This window comes from Arthrobacter sp. 24S4-2 (genome assembly GCF_005280255.1).
Classification (GTDB): domain Bacteria; phylum Actinomycetota; class Actinomycetes; order Actinomycetales; family Micrococcaceae; genus Arthrobacter.
Window position 1 is genome coordinate 1,318,889 of the sequence record NZ_CP040018.1, and the last position, 25,225, is coordinate 1,344,113.

A 25,225-nucleotide genomic window follows, 5' to 3' on the forward strand; every position below is an offset into this window, starting at 1 on the left:
TGGTCTGGTTTTTACAGCTGGTTTCAAATTTTGTGCATTGTGTGCATCCCGTTTTCCCGGGGGCGCATGGTGTGTCTGTTTTTGTTTTACTTCAACGGAGAGTTTGATCCTGGCTCAGGATGAACGCTGGCGGCGTGCTTAACACATGCAAGTCGAACGATGATGCCCACTTGTGGGTGGATTAGTGGCGAACGGGTGAGTAACACGTGAGTAACCTGCCCTTAACTCTGGGATAAGCCTGGGAAACTGGGTCTAATACCGGATATGACTCCTCATCGCATGGTGGGGGGTGGAAAGCTTTTTTGTGGTTTTGGATGGACTCGCGGCCTATCAGCTTGTTGGTGAGGTAATGGCTCACCAAGGCGACGACGGGTAGCCGGCCTGAGAGGGTGACCGGCCACACTGGGACTGAGACACGGCCCAGACTCCTACGGGAGGCAGCAGTGGGGAATATTGCACAATGGGCGCAAGCCTGATGCAGCGACGCCGCGTGAGGGATGACGGCCTTCGGGTTGTAAACCTCTTTCAGTAGGGAAGAAGCGAAAGTGACGGTACCTGCAGAAGAAGCGCCGGCTAACTACGTGCCAGCAGCCGCGGTAATACGTAGGGCGCAAGCGTTATCCGGAATTATTGGGCGTAAAGAGCTCGTAGGCGGTTTGTCGCGTCTGCCGTGAAAGTCCGGGGCTCAACTCCGGATCTGCGGTGGGTACGGGCAGACTAGAGTGATGTAGGGGAGACTGGAATTCCTGGTGTAGCGGTGAAATGCGCAGATATCAGGAGGAACACCGATGGCGAAGGCAGGTCTCTGGGCATTAACTGACGCTGAGGAGCGAAAGCATGGGGAGCGAACAGGATTAGATACCCTGGTAGTCCATGCCGTAAACGTTGGGCACTAGGTGTGGGGGACATTCCACGTTTTCCGCGCCGTAGCTAACGCATTAAGTGCCCCGCCTGGGGAGTACGGCCGCAAGGCTAAAACTCAAAGGAATTGACGGGGGCCCGCACAAGCGGCGGAGCATGCGGATTAATTCGATGCAACGCGAAGAACCTTACCAAGGCTTGACATGGGCCGGACCGGGCTGGAAACAGTCCTTCCCCTTTGGGGCCGGTTCACAGGTGGTGCATGGTTGTCGTCAGCTCGTGTCGTGAGATGTTGGGTTAAGTCCCGCAACGAGCGCAACCCTCGTTCCATGTTGCCAGCGCGTAATGGCGGGGACTCATGGGAGACTGCCGGGGTCAACTCGGAGGAAGGTGGGGACGACGTCAAATCATCATGCCCCTTATGTCTTGGGCTTCACGCATGCTACAATGGCCGGTACAAAGGGTTGCGATACTGTGAGGTGGAGCTAATCCCAAAAAGCCGGTCTCAGTTCGGATTGGGGTCTGCAACTCGACCCCATGAAGTCGGAGTCGCTAGTAATCGCAGATCAGCAACGCTGCGGTGAATACGTTCCCGGGCCTTGTACACACCGCCCGTCAAGTCACGAAAGTTGGTAACACCCGAAGCCGGTGGCCTAACCCCTTGTGGGAGGGAGCTGTCGAAGGTGGGACTGGCGATTGGGACTAAGTCGTAACAAGGTAGCCGTACCGGAAGGTGCGGCTGGATCACCTCCTTTCTAAGGAGCACCTACAATCACCCTGCCGGGCGTATGCCCGTGTGGTGGGGTTGTCAGGAGTAACGCCCGTTGCGCAGACGTTTGTTCTGCGGCGGGTGCTCACGGGTGGAATATCAGCAGATAGCGGCCGCGGGTTTTGTTCATCCTGCCTAGTACGGATGCCGGTTCTTTGGAGCCTGGTGTCCTGGAACGGTGCGGGTGGGGGGACCGCGGTTTAGTGTTTGGCACACTGTTGGGTCCTGAGGCAACAGGACCGGGGTTAGCCCCGGGATTTGTTTGTTTCTGGTTTCCTGGCTGCAGCGATCATGCGCGGATGGTTTTTCCTTTGGGAGATGCCGGTGTGTGGGGTGTGTGGTTTGGGGTTGTTGTTTGAGAACTACATAGTGGACGCGAGCATCTTTTATAAGAAGCAATTTCCAAGAATATGAACCTGGATCTGGCTGCGCGTGATGATGGCTGGCCCTTTTGGGGGTTGGTGGTTGTTGGGTGTGGTTGGTTTCTGTGGTTCTCTCGAAAATTAGCGTTTTTGATCTTTTGTGGTCAAGTTTTTAAGAGCACACGGTGGATGCCTTGGCATTAGGAGCCGAAGAAGGACGTAGGAATCTGCGATAAGCCTGGGGGAGTCGATAACCGGACTGTGATCCCAGGGTGTCCGAATGGGGAAACCCCGCCAGGGGCGCGAGCTGCCTGGTGACCCGCATCTGAACACATAGGGTGCGTGGAGGGAACGCGGGGAAGTGAAACATCTCAGTACCCGCAGGAAGAGAAAACAATAGTGATTCCGTTAGTAGTGGCGAGCGAACGCGGATCAGGCTAAACCGTTCCATGTGTGATAGCCGGCGGGCGTTGCATGGGCGGGGTTGTGGGACTTTCCGTACTGTCTCTGCCGGGACAGTGGGGTGTGATGTGCAGGCATAGGTGAACGGTCTTGAAAGGCCGGCCAGAGAGGGTGTGAGCCCCGTAACCGTAATGTTGTGTACCGCCTGTGAGAGTATCCCAAGTAGCACGGGGCCCGAGAAATCCCGTGTGAATCTGTCAGGACCACCTGATAAGCCTAAATACTCCCTAATGACCGATAGCGGACCAGTACCGTGAGGGAAAGGTGAAAAGTACCCCGGGAGGGGAGTGAAACAGTACCTGAAACCGTGTGCTTACAATCCGTCGGAGCCAGTCTGATTCTGGTGACGGCGTGCCTTTTGAAGAATGAGCCTGCGAGTTAGTGTTACGTCGCGAGGTTAACCCGTGTGGGGCAGCCGTAGCGAAAGCGAGTCTGAATAGGGCGTTGCAGTGGCGTGATCTAGACCCGAAGCGAAGTGATCTACCCATGGCCAGGTTGAAGCGACGGTAAGACGTCGTGGAGGACCGAACCCACTTCAGTTGAAAATGGAGGGGATGAGCTGTGGGTAGGGGTGAAAGGCCAATCAAACTTCGTGATAGCTGGTTCTCCCCGAAATGCATTTAGGTGCAGCGTTGCGTGTTTCTTACCGGAGGTAGAGCTACTGGATGGCTAATGGGCCCTACAAGGTTACTGACGTCAGCCAAACTCCGAATGCCGGTAAGTGAGAGCGCAGCAGTGAGACTGTGGGGGATAAGCTTCATAGTCGAGAGGGAAACAGCCCAGACCACCAACTAAGGCCCCTAAGCGTGTGCTAAGTGGGAAAGGATGTGGAGTTGCGAAGACAACCAGGAGGTTGGCTTAGAAGCAGCCATCCTTAAAAGAGTGCGTAATAGCTCACTGGTCAAGTGATTCCGCGCCGACAATGTAGCGGGGCTCAAGTACACCGCCGAAGTTGTGGATTTCAGATAGTAGCCAAGCCGCTCCCTTTGTGGGGTTGGTTCAGGCGTCTGGAGTGGTAGGGGAGCGTCGTGTGGGCAGTGAAGTCGCGGTGTAAACCAGCGGTGGAGCCTACACGAGTGAGAATGCAGGCATGAGTAGCGAAAGACGGGTGAGAAACCCGTCCGCCGAATGATCAAGGGTTCCAGGGTCAAGCTAATCTGCCCTGGGTAAGTCGGGACCTAAGGCGAGGCCGACAGGCGTAGTCGATGGACAACGGGTTGATATTCCCGTACCGGCGAAAAACCGCCCATGCTGAACAGGGGATACTAACCGCCCGAGACCTGCCCTAGCACCCTTCGGGGTGTGTGGGTTTTGGTGGAGCGCGGGACCTGATCCTGGGAGGTAAGCGTATTAACAGGTGTGACGCAGGAAGGTAGCCGAGCCGGGCGATGGTTGTCCCGGTCTAAGGATGTAGGGCGAACGGTAGGCAAATCCGCCGTTCATGATGCCTGAGATCTGATGGGACCCCCTCACGGGGGGATTTGGTGATCCTATGCTGCCGAGAAAAGCATCGACGCGAGGTTTTAGCCGCCCGTACCCCAAACCGACACAGGTGATCAGGTAGAGAATACTAAGGCGATCGAGAGAATTATGGTTAAGGAACTCGGCAAAATGCCCCCGTAACTTCGGGAGAAGGGGGCCCCAACCTTGAACCACACTTGCTGTGGGGAGGGGATCGGGGCCGCAGAGACCAGGGGGAAGCGACTGTTTACTAAAAACACAGGTCCGTGCGAAGTCGCAAGACGATGTATACGGACTGACTCCTGCCCGGTGCTGGAAGGTTAAGAGGACCGGTTAGCCGCAAGGCGAAGCTGAGAATTTAAGCCCCAGTAAACGGCGGTGGTAACTATAACCATCCTAAGGTAGCGAAATTCCTTGTCGGGTAAGTTCCGACCTGCACGAATGGAGTAACGACTTCCCCGCTGTCTCAACCATAAACTCGGCGAAATTGCAGTACGAGTAAAGATGCTCGTTACGCGCAGCAGGACGGAAAGACCCCGAGACCTTTACTATAGTTTGGTATTGGTGTTCGGAGTGGCTTGTGTAGGATAGGTGGGAGACGTTGAAGCCCGGACGCCAGTTCGGGTGGAGTCATCGTTGAAATACCACTCTGGTCACTTTGGACATCTAACTTCGGCCCGTAATCCGGGTCAGGGACAGTGCCTGATGGGTAGTTTAACTGGGGCGGTTGCCTCCTAAAAAGTAACGGAGGCGCCCAAAGGTTCCCTCAGCCTGGTTGGCAATCAGGTGTCGAGTGTAAGTGCACAAGGGAGCTTGACTGTGAGAGAGACATCTCGAGCAGGGACGAAAGTCGGGACTAGTGATCCGGCGGTACATTGTGGAATGGCCGTCGCTCAACGGATAAAAGGTACCTCGGGGATAACAGGCTGATCTTGCCCAAGAGTCCATATCGACGGCATGGTTTGGCACCTCGATGTCGGCTCGTCGCATCCTGGGGCTGGAGTAGGTCCCAAGGGTTGGGCTGTTCGCCCATTAAAGCGGTACGCGAGCTGGGTTTAGAACGTCGTGAGACAGTTCGGTCCCTATCCGCTGCGCGCGCAGGAAATTTGAGAAGGGCTGTCCTTAGTACGAGAGGACCGGGACGGACGAACCTCTGGTGTGTCAGTTGTACTGCCAAGTGCACCGCTGATTAGCTACGTTCGGATGGGATAACCGCTGAAAGCATCTAAGCGGGAAGCTCGCTTCGAGATGAGATTTCCATACACCTTGTGTGTGAGAGGCCCCCAGCCAGACCACTGGGTTGATAGGCCGGATGTGGAAGCGAGGACTAACGACTCGTGAAGCTGACCGGTACTAATAGGCCGATAACTTACACCACACACCATTGGTGAACCCGTTCAAAAGGGGTTCACACCAACAATGGTAAAAAGAAACAAGACTGCTTGCGTCCACTATGTGGTTCCCAACCAACAAACCCGCACCACGGGCACGTTGCACGGAAACCGATAACTGAATAACAACACCACACCTGCCTTAACCGGCAGGAACATGTTGTAACCACAGATTTCCCACCACCCCGGTCAAAGCCAGGGCGGAACGGGTACAAGGGTTACGGCGGTCATAGCGTGGGGGAAACGCCCGGTCCCATTCCGAACCCGGAAGCTAAGACCCACAGCGCCGATGGTACTGCACCCGGGAGGGTGTGGGAGAGTAGGTCACCGCCGGACAACCATTAGGTCGAGAGCCCCAACCAGGCAACTGGTCGGGGCTCTCCCACGTTAACGGCACTTTATGATCGAGGGTGTAGTCGGGGCCTGAACCCGCCGGTCTCCACAAGCTATCTGGCGATGTACTTGGTGAGGTTGCGGAAGCCGAGGGGTGAGCCGCGGAGGTGTTCGAGGCGGCCGTTGATCGCCTCGGTCGGCCCGTTGGAGGTGCCAGCCCGGTCGAACTAGGCCAGCGCGTCGACGGCTCGCCGTTTGAGGGTCCGGCCGAGGGTGATCACCTCGCGTAGGGCGGTGGGCACACTGTGGCTGATCGAGCCGATGAGCTGCTGTATTAGTTCGCGGCCTCGTTTCCGGTCAGGTTCGCGGTAGGCCGCGATCATGTGCTGGTAGATACCCCAGGTCGCTTCGAGCTGGACATGCTCGTCGCCGGCGAACAGCGCGGTCAGCCGTTGGCGTTGCTTGTCAGTGAGCAGGTCTATTCCGGTGTGCAGGGCGCGTCGGGCAGTTCCTCGCTGGTGGCGTCTTGAAACCGGTGAACCCATCCATAGCAACCACTTCGACGCAGTCGCGCCAGGACGTGTCTCGCTCGCCGAGCCAGGTCTTGAACACCGCTTCGATCGGCCCTCGACCATATCGAGAAGCCGCGCCGGACCGGTACCGTCCCGGATCGGTGGCAGGTCGATGATCACGGTGACGTACTTACCGCCGCGGCGGGTGTGGCGCCAGCAGTGCTCGTCGACGCCGATCACGCGCCCGTGTTAACGCCAACCGAAAACAGGACCACTTCTGCCATTTGAAAACAGGGCCACCAACCATTATGGACGGTGATCAATTTGGATGATTGGGCGGAGATACGCCACCTGTTTTCGACAGGCAAGCACTCGAAGCGTGAGATCGGCAGGATCGTGGGTGTTTCCCGCGGAACGGTTGACCGTGCGCTGGCCTCGGACCGGGCGCCGAAGTATCAGCGGGCAGCCGGAGTGTCGAGTTTTGATGCGTTTGCTCCCCGGGTGCGTGAGTTGTTGGTGAAGACGCCGACGATGCCGGCCGCGACGCTCGCGGAGCGGGTGGGTTGGTCCGGTTCCGCGTCTTTGTTCCGGGCGAAGGTCGCCGCGATCCGGCCTGAATACGCGCCGCCTGACCCGGCGGACCGTCTCGTCCACGAGCCGGGATTCCAGGTCCAGTGCGATCTCTGGTTCCCGCACGAACCGCTACCTGTTGGTGAGGGCCAGAACGACACGCCACCGGTGCTGGTGATGACCTCGGCGTTCTCCGGTTTCATTCAGGCACGGATGCTGCCGTCGCGGACGACGCCGGATCTTCTGGGCGGAATGTGGACTCTGCTGCAGGACGCGCAGGCGGTTCCGTCCAGGCTGTTGTGGGACAACGAGTCCGGCATCGGCCGGCGACGGCCCACGGAACCGGTAGCCGCGTTTGCGGGGTCGCTGGGGCTGGAGATCAAGCTGCTTCCGCCGCGGGATCCGGAGTCCAAGGGCATGGTCGAGCGGATGAACAGGTTCTTCCGTCAACGCTTCATGCCGGGCCGGGACTTCCGCTCCCCAGCGGATTTCAACGGCCAGCTGGAGGACTGGCTGCCCAAGGCCAATCACCGGTACTCGCGGTCCCGCCACGGCCGCCCTGACGAGCTGATCGTCCTGGACCGGGAGAGGATGCGGGAACTGCCGCCGGTGACCCCGGAAGCGGTGTTCCGCAACGCGGTGCGGCTGCCGCGGGATTACTACGTGCGGGTGTTCTCCAACGACTATTCCGTGGACCCGTCGTTCATTGGGCGGATCGTGGATGTCACCGCTGATCTGGACACCGTCTGGGTCACCCATGACGGGGTCATCATCGCCACCCACGTCCGGGCATGGGCCCGGCACCTGGTCCTGACCGATCCGGCCCACGTGGCCCGCGCGGCGGTCATGCGGCGGGACTTCCGGACCCAGCGGGTGCACCGTCCCGAACCCGAAGAAGCAGTGCAGGTGCGGGATCTGGCCGCCTACGACGAGATCTTCGGCATCGACCTCGGCCAGCAGCCGGCCCTTCTGGAGGTGGCGTCATGACCGGGACACCGTCACAGATCGAGTACTACGCCAGGGCCCTGCGCGCACCACGGATCAGCGACGGCTTCCGCCGACTCGGGGACCAGGCCAGAGACGCCGGCTGGTCCCATGAGGAGTACCTGGCAGCGGTCCTGTCCCGTGAAGTCTCCGAACGCGAAGCCTCCGGCGCCGCGACCCGGATCAAGGCCGCGAGGTTCCCGGCGCGCAAGGACCTGGAGGAGTTCAACTTCGACCATCAGCCCTCCGCGGACCGGAACCTCATCGCCCACCTGGGCACCGGGGTGTTCCTCTCCGAGGCCAAGAACATTGTCCTCCTCGGGCCACCCGGCACGGGGAAAACCCACCTCGCGGTCGGCATCGGCATCAAGGCAGCCAAGGCCGGGCACAGGGTTCTCTTCGACTCCGCCACCGGCTGGGTCGCCCGGCTCCAGGAAGCCCACTCACGCGGGAAACTCGCCCAGGAACTGGTCAAACTCCGCCGCTACAGCCTCCTGGTGGTCGACGAAGTAGGCTATATCCCGTTTGACCAGGACGCGGCGAACTTGTTCTTCCAGCTCGTCTCCAGCCGCTACGAACACGCATCCATGATCCTGACGTCCAATCTCCCGTTCGCCCGCTGGGGCGACGTCTTCGGGGACCTGACCATCGCCTCGGCCATGATCGACCGGATCGTCCACCACGCCGACGTCATCAGCCTCAAAGGCAACAGCTACCGGCTCAAAAAACACCAACCCGACGCCAGTACGGCACAATAGAACCACAACCCCGTGGCCCCGTTTTCAATTGGCACTAATGGCCCCATTTTCGGTTGGCGTTAACAGCCCGCCGTCGAACCGGTGTGGTTCCTCGATCCACACCCGCCTGCCCTCGGCCAGCATCGCGGTGTTCCACGACACGCCGAGGCCCTCGGCGACCCGAGCGACCGTCAAGTGCTGACACACGATGCCGCCCAGCGCCCAGCGCGAGACGACAGCTTCACCCGCGGCTCGGCGGCCCGGCTGGTGTCCTGGCGCGACGCATGCCCACAGCCGGTGCAGCGATAGCGACGGATCGTGATCAGCAGCGTCGTCGGGCGCCACCTCAGCGGTTCGTGCGCCAGCCGCCGGGTCACGCTGTCGAGCGGCGCAGCCTCGCATCCGCAGCGGCGACGCCACCGGGCGAACTCGTCGGTCTCGACGACCCGGTAGGCCGACACCGCACGACCGGGCTCGAGCCGTTGACCCCACGACCTGCAGGCCGAGTTCGTCAAGACGGCAGAACGAGCCCAGGTGGGGTGTGTCAAGGATGTGAGACAGCCGGTTAGTTTCTTTTTGGGTTAGGCGGCCGCAGGTAGCGGCTGGTTTTTGGTCTTGAAGTTGGCCATTGCTGTTGCCGGCGGCAGCCCATCATTGTTGGTGTGGGGCCGCCAGCGGTTGTAGAACACTTCGATGTAGCGCATGGTCGCCCGGCGGGCGTCCTGCCGGGTGGCGAAGCTGTGGTGGTGGTAGAACTCGTTCTTCAGGGATGAGAACGCCGACTCGGCGACGGCATTGTCCCAGCACACCCCGGTGGCCCCCATGGACTGACGCACAGCGTTTCCGGTGCACCAAGCGCCCATTTCCCGGGAGGTGTATTGGGTGCCGCGGTCGCTGTGGAAAATGGCATCCGGGGCCAGGTGTCCTCGGTCCCGGGCCATCGCCAGCGCGCCCGTGACAAGGGAGGCGCGCATGTGATCGGCCATCGCCCAGCCAACGACCATGCGGGTGCACAGGTCGATGACGGTGGCCAGATACAGCCAGCCCTCGCCGGTACGCAGGTAGGTAATATCCCCGACGAGCTTCGTGCCGGGAGTATCTGAGGTGAAGTTCCGGCCGATGAGATCGGCAAAAACCTTGTCCGGGTCCGAGGGGATGGTCGTGCGTTTGAAGGCGCGCATCCGCTTGGCCGCCCAGCCGTTATCCGCCATGATGGCAGCGACCGTCCCCACGGAAATCTCCACACCCGTGGCGGCGAGTTTGGTGTGGACCATGCGATGGCCGAAGATCCCGTCGGAGGAATCGAACATCGCCTTGACCAGTCCGGTCAGCTCACGGTGCCGGGCAGCCGTCGGTGATTCTTCGTGGTCCAGCCACCGGTAATACGAGGCCCGCGGAATGCCCAGCCGGGCGCACATCCAGGTGACAGGGAATTCGGCGTTCTTCTCCTGAACAAGCCGGTAGAGGTCCTCTACCGTTGTTCTTTGGCGAAGAACGCCGAAACTTTTTTCAGGAAATCATTCTCCCTTTCCAGCTCCCGCAGCCGTGCCTCCATCGCCTTGTATTTCGCGGGATCCACCGGATCATCAGGCTTGCCGCCGGCCCCGGCCTCTCCTTCCCGATGCAGCTGAACCCACCGCTTCAGCGCGGTCACGGAGATCCCCAGCTCGGGGGCAACTGAGGCGGGCGAACGGTCAGAGGAAATGACGAGATTCACGGCATCGGCCTTGAACTCATCGGAATAACTGGGACGGGAAGACATGGGCACAATCCTTTCAAACTGTGTCTCACATCAGTAGTACACCTCAAGGTCAGGGCTCACGAAGGTAGCGTGCGACATGTCGCGCCCATCGGCCTCCGAGGCATCAGGCGTCGTCACGCCTACCGAGTCGACTGATTTCGAGGGCGTCAGCGCCAGAATTCGGTGAGCTGCTCGGCAAGGGCTCTGCCTTGGTCGTAACCAGCTCGAGCAGCGGGCGGACGCAGCGACAGATCCATCCCATTGGCGCCGAACATGTGCTCGGAGCTGCTATCCGGGAAGATCATTTCGACTCTGCTGCCACGGGCGCGTAGTTCGTCGACCTGCGCCGCGAGCTGCATGCCCCACTCATGCGGCTGCAGTGTTCTGCCGCCGAAGGGTGACAGCACCAGCACCCGCCCGTATCCGGCTGCCAGATCGGCATTCTCATTGCGTCGGTAGCCGCCGTCGATGTATCGGTTGTCCCCGATCCTGTAGGGAAGGCCACTGGCACAGCTGGCGGCAACGGCGTCCGCCAGGTCGACTCCGCTGTGGCGGTCGAACACGACCGGTTCACCGGTATGGGCATCGACCGCCGTGATGAGCACCGTTCGTTGGGGCCAGCGCTGACTGGGCAGCCGAGCCGAGACGGTAGCGCGCCACTGTGTTTGCCAGGAGCCGTCCGAGGCCGCATCCATATCGAGTGCCGCCGCGCCCATTCTGCGGCGCATATCGGCCGCATCCTCAGCGGAGGCGATGATTTTGCTTATCCTCTCCATGTGGTCTGCCACCGGCCTGATCGGAACGCGTCCTTGGTCGGATCCGGCCGGACCGGTCCGTTGCTGGGGCGCAGCGAAAAGGATGGCGGCAAGCAGCTCGGTCGGGGTCGCGCCAGCTATCTGGGCCGCGGCCGTCGATCCGGCCGACGTCCCGATGATCAGATCGGCCTCGGTCACATCCAACCCGGCATCAAACAGGCCGGCCATGACGCCGATCAGCCACGCGTTGCCTGTCGATCCGCCACCACCGAGGACCAACGCTCGCGCACCCGCGGCGCGCACCCGCCTTGTGGCGTCGACCTGCAGCTGCTCCTGGTCGGACCTCGGCCGGTCGGAGGCCGTCGTCGAGGTTAAGTGCAGAGTAGAAAAAGGTGTTGTGTTCATGGGAGTCGCCTTTCGCGAATTGCCTGTCGGGCGCTCCCGGTGACGACTACCTCAGTCGCGAGATCGTGGACTGCAGGGGAGCGCCCACTATGGATACTGCGTTCATGGGTCTCACCTCCTGCCGATTGATCACGATTACCGGGAAGCTATCACGCCGGCAACGCGGTGCGCAACCGGCATCATGCCGGTTGCCGTGTCGCTGTCGAACGCGCCGCCGACCGCTACCCCCTCAGCTGTGATGGGCCAAATGCTCTCCCACATCCTGCACCGAATCCCGGAACGCTCTCCCACATCCTGCAGCCTTGCCGGGTTCCCTCTCCCACCCTTCCGCGAAGGGCCGGCGCGGCACCCACGCCGGCACACCGCCGTCGTCCCTAGTGCGGCCGTATGGTTTTGTGAGACAGCTTGATGGGAGCCTCGCATTCAGATGACCACGCGCAGGAAGAAATACGATGCCGCTTTCCGTGAGGAATCGGTTCGGCTGGTTTTGTCCTCGGACCGGCCGGTGAAGGAAGTCGCAGAGGAGATCGGGGTGAAGGAGAGCACGCTGGGAAACTGGATCCACCGGTACCGGGAGAAGGAACAGGTGACCGCTGTGCCAGCTGAGGACCGGGGCCCTGTGCCGTGGGACGAACACCAGGAGGCGTTGGCCGAAAACGCCAGGCTGAAGGCCGAGGTCGAGTTCCTGGGAAAAGTCAGCGCCTTCTTTGCCGCGAAGCAAAAGTAGAGGACTTCTACGAGTTCATCGAAGCGGAGAAGGCCAACCATCCTGTGGTGTGGCTGTGCCGGGCGTTGAAAGTCTCCCGGGCCTCGTTTTACCGGTGGCGGAACCCCGCCGGCCCTTCACCACGGGCCCTGCGGCACGAGGAGCTGGTCACCGCGGTCACCGAGCTCTACACGAAGGAGGCCGGCCGTGCCGGGCGGGACCAGCTGACCCTGCTGCTGAACGCGGCCGGGACCAAGGTCTCCGCCCCGACCGTCGGGGTCATCATGCGCGAGAACGGCCTGCGGGCCATCCGCACCCAGGCCTGGAAGAGGACCACGCTCCAGGACCCGCAGGCCAAGACCGCCCACATCGAAAACCACATGCTCGATGACCAAGGCAAACGCGACTTCACCTCCACGGTGCCAGGGACCCGGCTGGTCGGAGACATCACCTACCTGCGCACCAGCGAGGGGTGGCTCTACCTGGCCACGGTCATCGATCTGTTCTCCGGCATGGTCATCGGCTGGTCCATGGCCGAGCACATGCGCGCCAGCCTGTGCACCGCGGCCCTGCGGATGGCCCGGAACCACGGTTACTTCGACGAGCACTCCGTCATCTTTCACTCCGATTATGCCGAGGTAATCGTTAAGCCGAGGTTGGGGAGTTTGCCCTTGTGACTCCTGGGTCGCCGGCTCGTTCCTCGGCTTAATGTTTCCGCCTAACCTGCCTTGTATCCATGCTCCTAGCAGAAGGACAAGGCAATGGTTACGACAGTCACGGCTATCGGAGATGTCGTTGTGGCAGCGTTGGAAGACGCCGGCTATATGCAGTCCACGATCGGCCAGTATCGCAAGTCCATCAAGTGGCTGGGTGTTCTGGCCAAGAAACAAGAAGGCGTCTATACAAGCAAGCTGGGTACGGAATTCGCCTCGATGACAACGAGCCCACGGACCGGCAGGTACAGCGCCCAGCGCCACACCGATTTCAGCCGGTTGGTGTGGCTGTTCGACTCGTGTCTACTCACCGGCACGGTGGATCTTTCCACACGACCCCGCGGGCAACTGAGGAAAAGGCCCAACAGCCCGGAATTCTCCGGGTTGCTGGCTGCATGGTCCCAAGACATGGTGCAGCGTGGCCTCGCGCGTTCCACGCAAGACAGTTTCGGTTCGTTGGCCTGCGAGTATCTGAACTTCTTGGAAGCTGCCGGGACTTCCTCGTGGGCTGCCGCCGACGGATCCAGCGTTCTGGGATTTCTCGAGTCCCTTCGAAGCCGGTGGGCCGAGTCGAGCATGTGGTCGGCGGTTGCCAGCTTCCGCCCGTTCCTGAAATTCACATCCCGCACGGATCTGCTTGATGCATTGGCCTTGGCCCGGACCAGGCGGCACCACGAGATTGTTCCCTTGCTCGATTCCGGAGTTGAAGGACAAGTTGTTGACGCCTGCCGGCAAGGGTTGGTGTCCTCACGGGACGCGGCGATTGCCTTGCTCTCGTTGTCCACCGGGTTGCGTTCGTGCGATATCCGCGGCCTGCGGCTGGCAGACATCGACTGGCGGGGCGGCACGATGGGGCTCGTGCAGCAAAAGACCGGCAACCCACTGACCCTGCCGTTACCGCCACTGGTCCTGGCCAAGCTTGCGCACTACGTGCTTGACGAGCGGCCGGTCTCCGACGAAGAAGAAATGTTCTTGAGGCTGAAGGCCCCGCATGTCGCCTTGGCTGACCATACGGCGATTTACGTGATCGTCAACAAGGTCTTTCGTGCGTCCGGGGTGGAAGCTGTGAAGGTTGGAACGCGTTCCCTTCGCTACAACGCGGCGTCCAAGTTGTTGCGGGCGGGCACCGCGTTGCCGACGATTTCGGCGATTCTCGGTCATGCCCATAGTGACTCGACCAATGTGTATCTGAGTGCGGATACCGAGCGGTTGCGCTCGTGTGTCCTTCCGCTGCCGGAAGGGGCAGCGCGATGAGCACGTATGAATTCACCAGCGTGTTCGCCCGGGAATTGACGCGGTATCTTGCCTTCAAACAGGGCATGGGCTGCTACGGTGCATCGCGCATCTGGTATCTGCGCAGCTTCGACACCTACTGCACGGAACACGGGGTGAGGTCTTTTGACCAGCAGGCCGTCGAAGGTTGGGTCATCTTCAAGAAATCCTCCCAGCCGGGCTCCAGCCCGTCCTGGATGTCATACATCAGGGATTTCGGCCGCTGGTTGCGGACCCACGGCAACGCGGAGGCGTATGTGCTTGCCGAATCCTGGAAGAGCGGATTCTTCCGCTCCCAGCCTTACTTGTTGAGCCGCGAAGAAATCTCGTTGTTCTTCCGATCCGCTACTGAACTGGAGACCACTTCGCCGTGGAAATGGCAGTCCGTCGCCTTTTTTGCGCTGATGCATTCGTGCGGGCTTCGGACCTGCGAAACCCGCAGGTTGCAACCCCGGGATGTTGACCTCGACAAACGGGAAATCGATGTGCTGTGGTCCAAGGGCAACAGGAGCCGGCGCCTGCCAATCACCGGCCAGATCATCGATATTCTCGCCGACTGCGACCGGATATCCCGCAGGAAGTTCGGGCAACAGCGTCCCGGGTTCTTCGTCTCCTCGACCGCAGCCCCGGTATCACCGGCATCGATCGGGGTCACGTTTAACCGGATCTGGGACCAAGCCGGGTTGCCGCGAGCAGTTGGTGGCAGACAGCCTCACCCCTACTCCTTCCGCCACCATTTCGCCTACGCCAACATCGAACGATGGATGGCCGAAGGCACCGACGTCAATGCGATGCTGCCCTACCTCGCCCGCTACATGGGGCACGCATCGCTGGACAGCACCTTCTATTACATCCACACATCACCGGACTTCATGGATGGCTACGCAGCACTCACCCACGACGGCCCAGGCGTATTTCCCGAGGTGGGATTCGAATGAAACGCACAACGCACGAACCGACCCCTGATTTCTGGGGTTACGCACGGAACTACCTGCACGACTTCCTGCCCAACGTCAGGGAAATGGCGCCGCGCAGCATTGAGGCATACCGGATCAGTCTGGAGAGCTACGTCCATTACCTGGTCACGGAGAAGCAGGTCCGCCGCCAGAACATCGGTTTTGATCACTTCGACCGGCAATTCCTGAAGGACTGGTTGGTATGGATGCGGCAAGCCAAGGAATACCTGCCCGCAACCATCGGCCTGCGCCTGAGCGCCGTCAAGGCCTTCCTGAATTTCGCGTCCGCGGAAGACCTCACCCTGGTCGCTGTTTACCAAGCTGCCAAGAACATCAAGGCACCGGCCACACCGCGCAAACCCATCGAATACCTCCAGGAGAACGAAACGGCAGCGATTCTCGCCGCCTATGACGGCAAGGACGTGAAGTCACGCCGGAACCGCATGCTGCTCATCCTGCTCTACGACAGCGGTGCGCGCGTCGGCGAGATCACCGCTAACCATTGACGACCTGGCACTGGCAAGACCGGCCCACTTGACCCTCACGGGAAAACGGGACAAGAGCCGCGTTGTCCCCCTGGGAGAAAAAGCCGTGGAACATCTCAAGGTCTATCTCGACGAGTTCCACCCGCAACGCGCAACCCGGCCCGCGACGCGGCCCCTGTTCTATAGCTCGCACCGTGGGCAACCAACTGCCCTTTCCAGCGACACCGTCGCCGCGGTGCTCAAGAAAGCCGGGGATCTCGCCCGCGAACGGTGCCCTTCGATCCCGGGCAACCTCCACTGCCACATGCTGCGGAAGACCAAGGCCATGGACCTTTACAAGCAAGGCATACCGTTACCGATCATCATGCAGCTGCTTGGACACGAAAGCATGAGCACCACTTCCGTGTTCTATGCCTTCGCCACCCTCGACATGATGCGGACAGCAATGAATGCCGCCACCCCGGCAATCAGCGACATGAGCACCGAGGCGCTCAGTGACGACGAACTTCAGCTGCTCTACTCACTGAAATAGCACGAAACGTTAAGCCGAGAAACAGGGCCGCGACCCAGGAATCACAAGGGCAAACTCCCCAACCTCGGCTTAACGATTACCTCGGCATAATCTGAGTTAAGCCGAATTCGGCTTAATTCCGACCGGGGCACCCAATACACCTCGGAGGAATTCCAGAAATGGTGCGGCACCAACGCGGTGACCCAGTCCATGGGCAAGGTCGGGGTCTGCTGGGACAACGCGGTCGCCGAAAACTTCTTCTCACACCTCAAGACCGAGTTCTACCACCACCACCGTTTCGGCTCCAGGCTCGCCGCCCGGACCGCCGTGATGAACTACATCGAGGGCTGGTACAACCGCCGCCGGCCCAACCGCAGAGCCTGCGGCATCCCACCAGCCACCGCCCACGCAAACCACCACACCAGCGCCCAGGAACCCCTGGCCGCCTAACCAACAACAACGACGAACCTGTCTCAAGAACTTGACGACCGCACTAGTGTCAACGCACGAGAGAGCGTCCGTGGTTTTCCTGCGGGACGTGAGAGAGCGTCCGTGGTTTTCCTGCGGGACGTGAGAGAGCGTCCGTGGTTTTCCTGCGGGACGTGAGAGAGCGTCCGTGGTTTTCCTGCGGGAAGTGAGAGAGCGTCCTGACCGGGTCGGAGCTATTCGAGGAACACCAGCTCCACCAGCGTCGTTGTAGTACTGAGTTTCGATGCGTCAGGTATCGGTAGCTCAGCCATTGATTGGGAGATAGTTCATGACTGCACGCACCATCGTTATCACCGGAGCGAGCGACGGTATCGGCGCCTCCGCCGCGCGGACGCTGGCAAGGGCAGGGGAGCGGATTGTCGTCGTCGGGCGGTCGGCGGAGAAGACGCAGGCGGTGGCGACGGAAATCGGCGGTGACTTCTTCGTCAGCGACTTTGCTGATCTGTCGCAGGTGCGTGCACTTGCCGCGCAACTGAAAGCCAAATACCCACGGATCGACGTCCTGGTGAACAACGCCGGCGGAATCATGGGGAAACGGGAGCTAACCGTGGACGGTCACGAAAAGACCTTCCAGGTGAACCATCTGGCGCCTTTTCTGCTGACCAACGAGCTCATTGACGTGCTGACGGCAAGCGGAGCAACGGTCATCAACACGTCGAGCGCGGCGAACGCGTTCGGCCGCGTAGACATCGACGACCTTGACTCCGCCGGCAGCTACTCCACCAACCGCGCGTACGGCACCGCCAAGCTCGAGAACATCCTCTTTACCACTGAGCTGCACCACCGTTTCCACGGCGCTGGCATCTCTACTGCTGCTTTCCACCCGGGCGGGGTGGCCACGAATTTCGCCGCAGAATCGAGCAGCTGGTTCCGTTTCGCCTACAAGACGTTCATCAAGCGGTTCATGCTCACTCCGGAACAAGGGGCCGACACCTTGGTGTGGCTCGCGAGCACCAAGCCCGGGCAGGACTGGGTCTCCGGCGCCTACTATGCCAAGCGGGCGCTGGCGAATGCCAACAGCCAGGCCTACGATGCCGAGCTGGCACGCAAGCTGTGGGAACGCAGCGAAGAAATGGTCAGTTCAGACCTCGACAAGATCGATCGGCAGGGCTGACCCTCTTCCGAGGCTGCTCACGGAGCCGGCCGGCTCACCAAGCCGGCCGCGTCCCGGTTTATCCACATAACACCCGGCCTTTATTCCGCTCCGTCCGGAGCCCTCATAGCGTGAGTGCAAACGTTATGAGGGGAAACCATGAACAAGTTCATCACTGCGTTGAGCATTGCCGCCTTACTGGCTCTGGTCGGGTGTTCAACCCCGGTGGAAGCGTCCGCGCCGGCGTCCGCGCCTCAGTCGCCTGAGGCTTCTGCCCCGGTCTCGTCTTCGGCGCCTGTTCCGGATCCGGGTATTGAAGACCCCACCGGTCAGGCCGCTGAGCCGCCCATTTTCGTGAACTCTCCAGCGGCAGCGGGAGGGCAGCCCGAGCAGGCAGGTCCCACAATGAGCGTCGACGAAGTCTGCAGTGTCTGGAAACAAGGCTTCGCGGTTCTCGAGGAGGGCAGCGTGTCAGCCGAGGAAGCCATGACGCCCTTGGAAGAGGCAACTGCAGCGGCCCCTCCGAAAATCCGGGTCCAATCCGGCATCGCTGTTCGGATCCTGTGGGGCCAGATCCTGTATCCGAGCGACAAGCCGGCGTCGGCGGAGACCATGGGGTATCTGGGCCCGCTCCGTCAGGCCTGTTACGACCTGACAGGAATCGACGTGGTGGAGGGACTCGAAGGTTGAGCGGAGCCGCGGATTCGCTTACCCCTCGAGGCGCACACCCTGGAGCTCATCGATGGCATCGGCTGACCGAAGCAGGGCCAGCTCCAACCCCGCTTCCGGCTCGGGATGGGAGAACAGATAACCCTGCAAGGAATCGCAGTCCAGATTGGTCAGGTACGCCGCCTGGGCGCCGGTCTCGATTCCCTCCGCCGTCACCGTCAGGCCAAGGCTGTGGGCCATGTTGATCATGGAGTTCAGGATGGGCAGTTTCTCGGCACCCGTGCGGACCATGGAGACAAAAGAGCGGTCTATCTTCACCGCATCCACGGGAAGATCCTGCAGCCTGCCGAGGGAGGAATAGCCAGTGCCGAAGTCGTCCAGTGCAACACGCACACCGGCGTCCCGGAGAACGTCCAACTGCCGGATCACGTGCGCGTCCGGATCGAAGAACACGCTCTCCGTTACTTCCAGGACAAGCTGCCGCGGATCCGTGGCACAGGAGGCCGCGAGCTGCAGGACACTCTCGGCAAACTTGCAGTCCTTCAGTTGGGCCCCCGACACGTTGACGGCCACGGACCGCGTGGCATCCGCAGCAAGCCAGGGCCGCAGTTGGGTGAAGCTGTGGCGGATGACCTGCAGACCGATGGCTGATATCAGCCCGCTGCGCTCCGCCGTCGGAATGAATTGTGCGGGCGGCACCATTTCGCCGTCGCGCTTCCAGCGGGCCAGGGCTTCGAACTGCACCACGTCACCGAGCCTCGGCGAAATGACCGGTTGGTAGTGGACCATGATCTGTCCGCTGTCGACAGCCATCCGGAGGCCGGCTTCCATGTCCGTGCGCTGCACCAGCGCCGTCATCATTTCCGCCTCGAACCGCATGTACCGGTTCTTGCCCGCGGCCTTGGCCGCATACATGGCCACATCAGCCTGGCGCAGCAGTTCCGAACCGGCCACGGCGTCCTCGCCAGCCGTGGCAAGGCCCAGGCTCAGGCTGGGGCGGAGCATGGTTCCGTCAACCCACATCGGCACGTTCAGAGATGCCACGATCCGTTCAGCGACACTGTCCGGGTGCGGGGAATCCGTCAGCAGCACCACGAATTCGTCACCGCCCAGACGCGCCACGGTGTCGTCGGGACGGACGCAAGCCCGGAGCCGGCGCGCCACCTCCGTCAGCATTTCGTCACCGGCATGGTGCCCAAGGATGTCGTTGACTTCCTTGAAGTCATCCAGGTCCAGCAGCAGGACATCGACGGAGACGGCCCGGTCGCCTCGGAGAGCCTCGGCCAGCTGGTCATGGAACAGCTTGCGGTTGGCGAGTCCGGTCAGGGGATCCTGGAACGCCAGTGCCTTCAGCTGCGCCGCCTGCTCCGCGAGATCGGCCATGGCCCGCTTCGCCTGGTCCTGTGCAGCCAGTCGCGGCGAGACGTCGCGGAAGCTCCACACCCGGCCCACCACCTTGTCCGCCACCTTCTGCGGGCGGGAGTACCGTTCAAAGGTCCGGCCGTCGATGAATTTCAGAATGTCATTGCTCTCCGCCATCGGGTCGGCGTACAGCTCGTGGACCTTGTCCAGGAAGCCCTGCGGGTCCTGCAGCAGCCCGAGGACAAAGCTGATCACGGCTTCGTCGTCGTGGGTGGCCAGCAACTCGTGCGGTATGCCCCACATGGACACGAACTGCTCGTTGATCCCGGCGATCTGGCCCTCGGTATCCACTACCAGAATGCCGTCAGCGGTCGACTCCAGCGTTGCGTTTAGGAGCGACATCGCCTCCCTGAGCCCCGCATCGGCCACCTCGAGGTGACGGGCAGCCCGTATGGTGGCGGTCATGGATACACCGGTGCCCGACTGAAGCAGCGCGCATGCAACCTCACCCTTGAACTCTGTGCCGTCGCGCCGCAGGCCGTAGGCCTCAAGCGGCGGGTGATCGCGTGTTTCAGGGTCGCGGCGGAGGGCGTTGAAGAGACGCCGGAACCCTTCCCGGAAATCCTCCGCAAGAATCACGCGGTGGTCCTGGCTAATGAGTTCGCTTTGAGGATAGCCGAACATACGTTCCGCAGCAGCGTTCATGTAAGTGATGCTGCCGTTTTCGGCGATGATGAAAAGGGCATCCGGCAGCGAATCGATCACAGCCTGGTAGTCGGGGCCGGGAACCCCGGTTGGTTCCTGGCCCGCGAGTGACGCCGTCATGCCGGCGCAAAGACAATGTGAGACCGCAATTTCTGCATTGAATGTCCTCCCTCCGCACATCATAAAGGGGATACGCCAGAACTGCTTGTCACAGGGAAAAGCATCATCAAGAAAGCAACAAAGAACTCACGGAACCACGCAAACAATGCTTTGGCCGCGGATATCAGGGCACGCTATTCACCTCAGGCGGGGATCCGGCAGGCTTAGTCTCGGAATGCTCGACCGCCCCGTTAGCCTCCGTCCCCAGACCGCGAACTGTCCAACCCGCGGTCCGCCACTCAGCGGCGTCCAGGACGTTGCGCGCATCCAGGACCGTCCGCCGCCGTACCAGCGCTCCGGCAACCAGCGGCGACAAGGAGCGGTATTCTTCCCACTCGGTCAGCAACAGCACCAGCTCGGCGTCCTCGAGCGCCCGGTCCGTGCACTTCTCGAACCGGAGCTGCGGGTACCTCATCCATGCATGGTTGATCGCCTTCGGATCGGTCACTGTCACGTGCGCACCCGCCGAGGCCAGCTGCAGGGCCACATCCAGCGCGGGCGAGTCACGGATGTCATCAGTGTCCGGCTTGAACGCCGCGCCCAGCACTGTAACGGTCCGGCCGGCCAGATACCCGTCGCACAGCTCCCGGGCGATCTCCACGGTCCGGGTGCGCTGACCCAGGTTGATGGCGTCCACCAGGCCCATCCAGTCGTCCACCGACCCGACCCCCAGGGCGGCGGCCTGCGTCCGGAAGCTGCGGATGTCTTTGGGCAGGCAGCCGCCGCCGAAGCCCAGGCCGGCGTGCAGGTACCGGCTGCCGATCCGCGGATCAAGGCCCATCGCCTCGCTCAGCTCGGTGACGTCCGCGCCGGACGCATCGCACAGCTCGGCCATCGCATTGATGAAGCTGACCTTCGTGGCCAGGTACGCGTTCGATGCCGACTTGATCAGCTCGGCCGTGGCGAAATTGCACACCAGACGCGGAATCCCGGCGCGCAGAAGTGGCTCATACACCGCGTCCAGTGCCGCCGTCACGCCCTGCGCGGCACCGCTTGTCGGATCAAACGCGGCAGCCTTGCCGCCGGACACGCCATAAACCAGGCGGTCCGGCACCAGCGAATCCTTCACCGCGGTGCCCTGCCGCAGGAACTCCGGGTTCCAGCCAAGCAGCACATCCGGCCGCCGGGTCAGTATCCCGCCCAGCCTGTCCACAGTCCCCACCGGGACCGTTGACTTACCCACGACGGCGGCGCGCCGGCCCAGGTGCGGAAGGAGACTTTCGGTGGCGGACAGCAGGTAGCTGAGGTCGGCGCCGTCGGATGTCTTGGACTGCGGTGTACCTACGCACAGGAAGTGCACCTGCGCCCCGGCAGCGTCCGCGAAGTCCGTGGAGAACGTGAGCCGTCCGGTAGCCCGTCCGTCTTGGAGGAGCTCGTCCAGGCCGGGCTCGAAGAACGGCGCAAGGCCGCGGGCCAGCTGGTCCACCTTGGCGGCATCGACGTCGATGCCCACCACGGTATGGCCCATCGACGCCAGGGTGGCCGCATGCACGGCACCGAGATAGCCGCAGCCCACCACGGAAATTTTCACAGGGACACTCCTCTCTTGGTTTCGCTCCCCACCGGCGCCCTAACCTCGCTAGCTCGGCCAGGGGACCCTGCCGGCGTGGGCCCAGGCTCAACCACCGGGCGACGGACGGGAACTGGCACGGGCTCAAGCACCGGATCGCCGGCTATCACCGAGCGGTAATGCAGCACCAGCTCCGCGCTCAGCGCCGGCCACGTCCGGCCCTGGACCGAAGCGTGCGCTGCCGACGCAAACGCACGGCGCTTGGCGTCGTCGCCCATCAGGTCCATGACATGCGCACGAAGCCCGATCAGGTCGCCGGGCTTGTACAGCCAGCCGGTGCGGGAATTCTCCACCAGGTCCAGCGGTCCGCCACGCCCTGTGGCCACCACCGGTACGCCCGATGCCATGGCCTCCTGGATGGTCTGGCAGAAGGTTTCGAACTCGCCCGGGTGCACGAACAGGTCGAAGGACGCCACCGCCCTGGCCAGCTCCTCGCCGCCGAGGAAACCCACAAACACGGCGTTCGGCAGGGCTTCCTGCAGCGCCTCCCGCTGCGGCCCGTCGCCCACAATCACCAGCCTGGTGCCCGGCACGTCAGCCAGCACGGCCAGGTCTTCCACCTGCTTTTCCACGGCGAGCCGGCCAACGTAGCCGATGATCCGCTCACCGCCGGGTGCCACGGAAGCCCGCCACCCGTCGTCGCGCTTTCCCGGCGCAAAGCGCGCGGTATCCACACCGCGCCGCCACATGTCCACCCGCAGAACCCCGCGGCCGCGCAACTGGTTCAGCGCGAAAGTGGACGGCACCAGCGTCCGGGAAGCCAGCAGGTGGATGTTCTCCACCCGGTTCCAGGCCCAGTTCTCCATGAACGGCACCCCGTAGCGCGCCGCATAACTGGGAACCTCGGTCTGGTAAATGGCCACTGTGGGGATTCCCAGTTGATGCGCCGCCTGGACGGCCCGCCAGCCGAGCACGAACGGGGACGCGAGGTGAACGACATCCGGCGCGTAATCGGCAAGGATTCTCTTGACCCGGTTCACACCGCCCAACGCCACCCGCACGTTTGTGTACCCCGCCAGCGGCACCGACGGAAGCCGGTGCACAAAGGCGCCGTGCACCACATCCAGGACCTCTGTGTCCTGTGTCGACGGGGCGATGACCATGACGTCGTCGCCCCGTTCCTGCAGATGCTCAAGCACCCGAAGGATGGAGTGCGTTACCCCGTTCATCAGTGGCAGGAATGATTCAGCGACAATTGCGATCCTCACCCCTCAACGGTGCGCGGGGCGTGTTGCCGAACGGGGGAGCGGGAATGACGCGGAGTGGAAGGTTGGGTTAACAGCGGGGCCGCGTTGGAGCACGACGGCGGCGGGCGGCTCTATCTAGCCGGCGCCATATCTGGGTCCTGGCCTTGCGCAAGGCCCGGACGCTGCCCCGTACCACCCCCAGGTAGGCGCGGGACGGCGTCCGAACCGCGGGGTTCAGCGGCTCGCCGAACCCGTCCGACCCATCGGGTCGGGCCAGTTGCCGATGCGTGAGTTCATCGGGTCGGGCCAGTTGCCGATGCGTGAGTTCATCGGGTCGGGCCAGTTGCCGATGCGTGAGTTCATCAGGTTGGGCCAGTTGCCGATCGAGGCACGGGACCGGGTGTTGCTGGGCATGGCGACTGCACTGAACTGGGACTTGGTGGACATGACACTTCTCCTGACTGAGTTTTCGATTCCGTACGCCGACGGCGACGGTGGCCATGCTCTGCCTGCAAGAGGGCAGAGATGTCCTGCTCAGTCGGGGGAAGACCCCGGATCGTATGATGGGCCGGCCGACGGGAACTGTGATGCGTCCGGCATGAGGGCGCCGAGGGCATCATGCAGCGGGTTCCATGCCCCGGCCACGTCAGCCGCACCCTCGCCGCTTCCCGCACCCGCCGACGCTGATCCGGCCTGGCCCTGCACGGCGCCAAAGCGCAGCGACCCGTTGGGCTCCGTCGCAGGTGCAGGCTCGGCGGCAACGGCATAGCCGACGGTTGCCGCCAAAGCGGCCAGCATATGGGTGTTCGCCAGGAACTCCGAGGGCGACACCGAACGCAGTAGCGGGCCCAGCGCGGCAGCCGTGCCCACCGCAGTTTCGGACGACACTGATCCGGCGGGTGCCTCTGGTTCAGTAGCGAGGGCCCACGACGGATCCGCGGCTGCGGGTGCGTCGCGGGGGCCGGCCGGGGCCGGCACGTGCCCTGGCAGCGTCGGAACCTGAACCGCCGGAAGCGGAACCGTGGGCAACGGGACGGTCGGCAGTGGCACGGTCGGAAGCTGAACGGTGGGAAGCGGAATCGTGGGAAGCGGAGTGCCCTGCAACACAGGGGTAAGCGAATCCACCACGGACACGACGGCGTCCGCAGTGTCCGTCACCGTCTGCGTGACTGTTCCAGCGACTGTTTCGGTGACGGGGCCGGTGGGCAGTGCGCTGGTGACGTCCGTGACCGCCGGGGCGGCCCGGACCGCCGTGGTCACAACATCCGCTGTGTCGCTCAGCAGGGGGTCCACGACGTCGACGACGGTCGCCGCTGCACCGGAGACCGGAAGCGGTGCAGCGGCGACCCGAACTGGGACACCCTGAGGTGCGGGCGCGGGTGCGGGGACAGCCCCGGTAGCAGGTGCCGGAGCGCTGTCGGAAAGGCCGGACACGGCGGCCGCCGCCGAGGAGGCTTCCTGGAAGAGCGTTACGGCAGGTTGCCCGAACGGACCCAGCGAACCCAGCGGGTTGGGGTCGTCGGATGCGGCGTTTGCCGAGCCGGCCGCCCACGCAAGCCACGCTGCGGTGAGCAGGGCGGCGAGGACCAATGGGCGCAAACCAGCGAGCCAACGGTCACGCGAAGTACCGCCCACCCAGATCACCCCCCAGTGGCAATGGAAGATCAGGATACGCCCGCGCTGTCAGCCCGTCCATACCTTTGCGCTTTCCCGCCGGAGGCCACCGGGGGAGGGGTACCGCCAACAGTCCTGGAGACCATCGCGCCCAAGCCCTCGGCAGGCCGGTCCGACCGCCGTAAAATGGATATCAGAGGTGTTCTACAAATGTCCGGGCCAATCGTCGTCGTCCTGATTTTCCTTGCCGTTGTTGCCGTTTGGGGCGTTATCGGCACGGTGGTGGTGGTCGTGCGTGATGGCCGCGGAGTCCTGCCGCGGGAGAAGTCGGAGCAGCCGTGGATGGCAGGTAACCTGCCCAGCGTTCCGTACTCCGTATGGAGGTTCTGAG

The 25,225-nt window shown here is 62.3% G+C and carries 18 protein-coding genes, 3 rRNA genes and 4 pseudogenes; 15 read left to right on the plus strand and 10 right to left on the minus strand.

The window, feature by feature from the left end:
* Positions 1-91 precede the first annotated feature (91 nt).
* The 3 genes from FCN77_RS06180 (at position 92) to rrf (ending at position 5,642) form a co-directional block, all read left to right on the plus strand.
* Positions 92-1,616 (plus strand): 16S ribosomal RNA (locus tag FCN77_RS06180).
* 538 nt (positions 1,617-2,154) lie between these two features.
* Positions 2,155-5,293, plus strand: a 23S ribosomal RNA gene (locus tag FCN77_RS06185).
* 232 nt (positions 5,294-5,525) lie between these two features.
* Positions 5,526-5,642 (plus strand): 5S ribosomal RNA (rrf, locus tag FCN77_RS06190).
* The 16S, 23S and 5S rRNA genes sit together here, the layout of an rRNA operon.
* Before the next feature lie 110 nt (positions 5,643-5,752).
* Here rrf and FCN77_RS06195 read toward each other — a convergent pair.
* Positions 5,753-6,391: pseudogene (locus FCN77_RS06195) on the minus strand (transposase); the annotation flags it as partial.
* 75 nt (positions 6,392-6,466) lie between these two features.
* On the opposite strand from FCN77_RS06195, the gene istA reads away from it, so the two are divergent.
* Entirely contained in the window at positions 6,467-7,708 is a 1,242-nt protein-coding gene (istA, locus tag FCN77_RS06200; protein ID WP_137321561.1) for an IS21 family transposase, read from the plus strand.
* On the plus strand, positions 7,705-8,463 hold the full coding sequence (gene istB, locus FCN77_RS06205; RefSeq protein ID WP_137321562.1) for an IS21-like element helper ATPase IstB: 759 nt from the start codon (positions 7,705-7,707) through the stop codon (positions 8,461-8,463). The genes istA and istB overlap by 4 nt, the downstream gene beginning before the upstream one ends.
* Positions 8,464-8,532: 69 nt before the next feature.
* On the opposite strand, the pseudogene FCN77_RS06210 reads toward istB, so the two are convergent.
* The 4 genes and pseudogenes from FCN77_RS06210 to FCN77_RS06225 all read right to left on the minus strand — a co-directional run.
* Positions 8,533-9,003 (minus strand): annotated as a pseudogene (locus FCN77_RS06210) (ISL3 family transposase); the annotation flags it as partial.
* A gap of 20 nt (positions 9,004-9,023) precedes the next feature.
* Positions 9,024-9,875 (minus strand): annotated as a pseudogene (locus FCN77_RS06215) (IS3 family transposase); the annotation flags it as partial.
* A 38-nt stretch (positions 9,876-9,913) separates the two neighbouring features.
* Positions 9,914-10,204, minus strand: coding sequence for a transposase (locus FCN77_RS06220; RefSeq protein WP_137321564.1), 291 nt, complete (start codon positions 10,202-10,204; stop codon positions 9,914-9,916).
* A gap of 146 nt (positions 10,205-10,350) precedes the next feature.
* Positions 10,351-11,343, minus strand: a complete 993-nt coding sequence (locus tag FCN77_RS06225) for a patatin-like phospholipase family protein (RefSeq protein ID WP_137321565.1) — start codon at positions 11,341-11,343, stop codon at positions 10,351-10,353.
* Between the two features lie 427 nt (positions 11,344-11,770).
* Here FCN77_RS06225 and FCN77_RS06230 point away from each other — a divergent pair, with 427 nt between their 5' ends.
* The 9 genes and pseudogenes from FCN77_RS06230 to FCN77_RS26225 all read left to right on the plus strand — a co-directional run bounded on the left by FCN77_RS06230 (position 11,771) and on the right by FCN77_RS26225 (position 18,258).
* Positions 11,771-12,070 carry a transposase gene (locus tag FCN77_RS06230; RefSeq protein ID WP_137321566.1) on the plus strand — a complete coding sequence of 100 codons (300 nt, stop codon included), beginning with the start codon at positions 11,771-11,773 and terminating at the stop codon, positions 12,068-12,070.
* On the plus strand, positions 11,968-12,726 hold the full coding sequence (locus tag FCN77_RS06235; RefSeq protein WP_137321567.1) for an IS3 family transposase: 759 nt from the start codon (positions 11,968-11,970) through the stop codon (positions 12,724-12,726). The genes FCN77_RS06230 and FCN77_RS06235 overlap by 103 nt, the downstream gene beginning before the upstream one ends.
* A gap of 147 nt (positions 12,727-12,873) precedes the next feature.
* On the plus strand, positions 12,874-14,016 hold the full coding sequence (locus FCN77_RS06240; RefSeq protein ID WP_254678879.1) for a tyrosine-type recombinase/integrase: 1,143 nt from the start codon (positions 12,874-12,876) through the stop codon (positions 14,014-14,016).
* Positions 14,013-14,972 carry a tyrosine-type recombinase/integrase gene (locus FCN77_RS06245; protein ID WP_137321569.1) on the plus strand — a complete coding sequence of 320 codons (960 nt, stop codon included), beginning with the start codon at positions 14,013-14,015 and terminating at the stop codon, positions 14,970-14,972. The genes FCN77_RS06240 and FCN77_RS06245 overlap by 4 nt, the downstream gene beginning before the upstream one ends.
* Positions 14,969-15,496 carry a site-specific integrase gene (locus FCN77_RS26215; RefSeq protein WP_217496240.1) on the plus strand — a complete coding sequence of 176 codons (528 nt, stop codon included), beginning with the start codon at positions 14,969-14,971 and terminating at the stop codon, positions 15,494-15,496. Before FCN77_RS06245 ends, FCN77_RS26215 begins: the two co-directional genes overlap by 4 nt.
* Entirely contained in the window at positions 15,462-16,007 is a 546-nt protein-coding gene (locus tag FCN77_RS26220) for a tyrosine-type recombinase/integrase (RefSeq protein WP_217496241.1), read from the plus strand. Before FCN77_RS26215 ends, FCN77_RS26220 begins: the two co-directional genes overlap by 35 nt.
* 114 nt (positions 16,008-16,121) lie before the next feature.
* Positions 16,122-16,358, plus strand: a pseudogene (locus FCN77_RS06255) (IS3 family transposase); the annotation flags it as partial.
* Positions 16,359-16,743: 385 nt separating this feature from the next.
* Positions 16,744-17,589, plus strand: a complete 846-nt coding sequence (locus FCN77_RS06260; protein ID WP_137321571.1) for an SDR family NAD(P)-dependent oxidoreductase — start codon at positions 16,744-16,746, stop codon at positions 17,587-17,589.
* A 384-nt stretch (positions 17,590-17,973) separates the two neighbouring features.
* Positions 17,974-18,258: a hypothetical protein gene (locus FCN77_RS26225; protein WP_137321572.1), complete on the plus strand. Its 285-nt coding sequence runs from the start codon at positions 17,974-17,976 to the stop codon at positions 18,256-18,258.
* Between the two features lie 18 nt (positions 18,259-18,276).
* On the opposite strand, the gene FCN77_RS06270 is transcribed toward FCN77_RS26225, so the two are convergent.
* From FCN77_RS06270 to FCN77_RS06290, 5 genes are all read right to left on the minus strand, one after another.
* The gene (locus tag FCN77_RS06270) at positions 18,277-20,424 is read right to left on the minus strand and encodes an EAL domain-containing protein (RefSeq protein WP_254678880.1); all 2,148 of its coding nucleotides are present in this window, start codon (positions 20,422-20,424) and stop codon (positions 18,277-18,279) included.
* Positions 20,425-20,587: 163 nt separating this feature from the next.
* Complete coding sequence (locus FCN77_RS06275; protein WP_137321573.1) at positions 20,588-21,994, minus strand: UDP-glucose/GDP-mannose dehydrogenase family protein; 1,407 nt, start codon at positions 21,992-21,994, stop codon at positions 20,588-20,590.
* Entirely contained in the window at positions 21,991-23,241 is a 1,251-nt protein-coding gene (locus FCN77_RS06280; protein ID WP_254678881.1) for a glycosyltransferase family 1 protein, read from the minus strand. The genes FCN77_RS06275 and FCN77_RS06280 overlap by 4 nt, the downstream gene beginning before the upstream one ends.
* A 213-nt stretch (positions 23,242-23,454) precedes the next feature.
* Positions 23,455-23,667: a hypothetical protein gene (locus FCN77_RS06285; RefSeq protein WP_137321574.1), complete on the minus strand. Its 213-nt coding sequence runs from the start codon at positions 23,665-23,667 to the stop codon at positions 23,455-23,457.
* A gap of 87 nt (positions 23,668-23,754) precedes the next feature.
* Positions 23,755-24,855: a hypothetical protein gene (locus tag FCN77_RS06290; protein WP_137321575.1), complete on the minus strand. Its 1,101-nt coding sequence runs from the start codon at positions 24,853-24,855 to the stop codon at positions 23,755-23,757.
* Between the two features lie 189 nt (positions 24,856-25,044).
* On the opposite strand from FCN77_RS06290, the gene FCN77_RS06295 reads away from it, so the two are divergent.
* Positions 25,045-25,224 carry a hypothetical protein gene (locus FCN77_RS06295; protein WP_137321576.1) on the plus strand — a complete coding sequence of 60 codons (180 nt, stop codon included), beginning with the start codon at positions 25,045-25,047 and terminating at the stop codon, positions 25,222-25,224.
* Position 25,225: the final 1 nt, after the last annotated feature.

Coding starts and splice junctions, on each gene's coding strand:
- FCN77_RS06295 (WP_137321576.1), top strand. CDS start 25,045: ATGTCCGGGCCAATCGTCGTCGTCCTGATTTTCCTTGCCGTTGTTGCC.
- FCN77_RS06260 (WP_137321571.1), top strand. CDS start 16,744: ATGACTGCACGCACCATCGTTATCACCGGAGCGAGCGACGGTATCGGC.
- FCN77_RS06220 (WP_137321564.1), bottom strand. CDS start 10,204: ATGTCTTCCCGTCCCAGTTATTCCGATGAGTTCAAGGCCGATGCCGTG.
- FCN77_RS06270 (WP_254678880.1), bottom strand. CDS start 20,424: ATGACGGCGTCACTCGCGGGCCAGGAACCAACCGGGGTTCCCGGCCCC.
- FCN77_RS06230 (WP_137321566.1), top strand. CDS start 11,771: ATGACCACGCGCAGGAAGAAATACGATGCCGCTTTCCGTGAGGAATCG.
- FCN77_RS06245 (WP_137321569.1), top strand. CDS start 14,013: ATGAGCACGTATGAATTCACCAGCGTGTTCGCCCGGGAATTGACGCGG.
- FCN77_RS26225 (WP_137321572.1), top strand. CDS start 17,974: ATGAGCGTCGACGAAGTCTGCAGTGTCTGGAAACAAGGCTTCGCGGTT.
- FCN77_RS26215 (WP_217496240.1), top strand. CDS start 14,969: ATGAAACGCACAACGCACGAACCGACCCCTGATTTCTGGGGTTACGCA.
- FCN77_RS06225 (WP_137321565.1), bottom strand. CDS start 11,343: ATGAACACAACACCTTTTTCTACTCTGCACTTAACCTCGACGACGGCC.
- FCN77_RS06285 (WP_137321574.1), bottom strand. CDS start 23,667: ATGTCCACCAAGTCCCAGTTCAGTGCAGTCGCCATGCCCAGCAACACC.
- FCN77_RS06240 (WP_254678879.1), top strand. CDS start 12,874: ATGCAGTCCACGATCGGCCAGTATCGCAAGTCCATCAAGTGGCTGGGT.
- istB (WP_137321562.1), top strand. CDS start 7,705: ATGACCGGGACACCGTCACAGATCGAGTACTACGCCAGGGCCCTGCGC.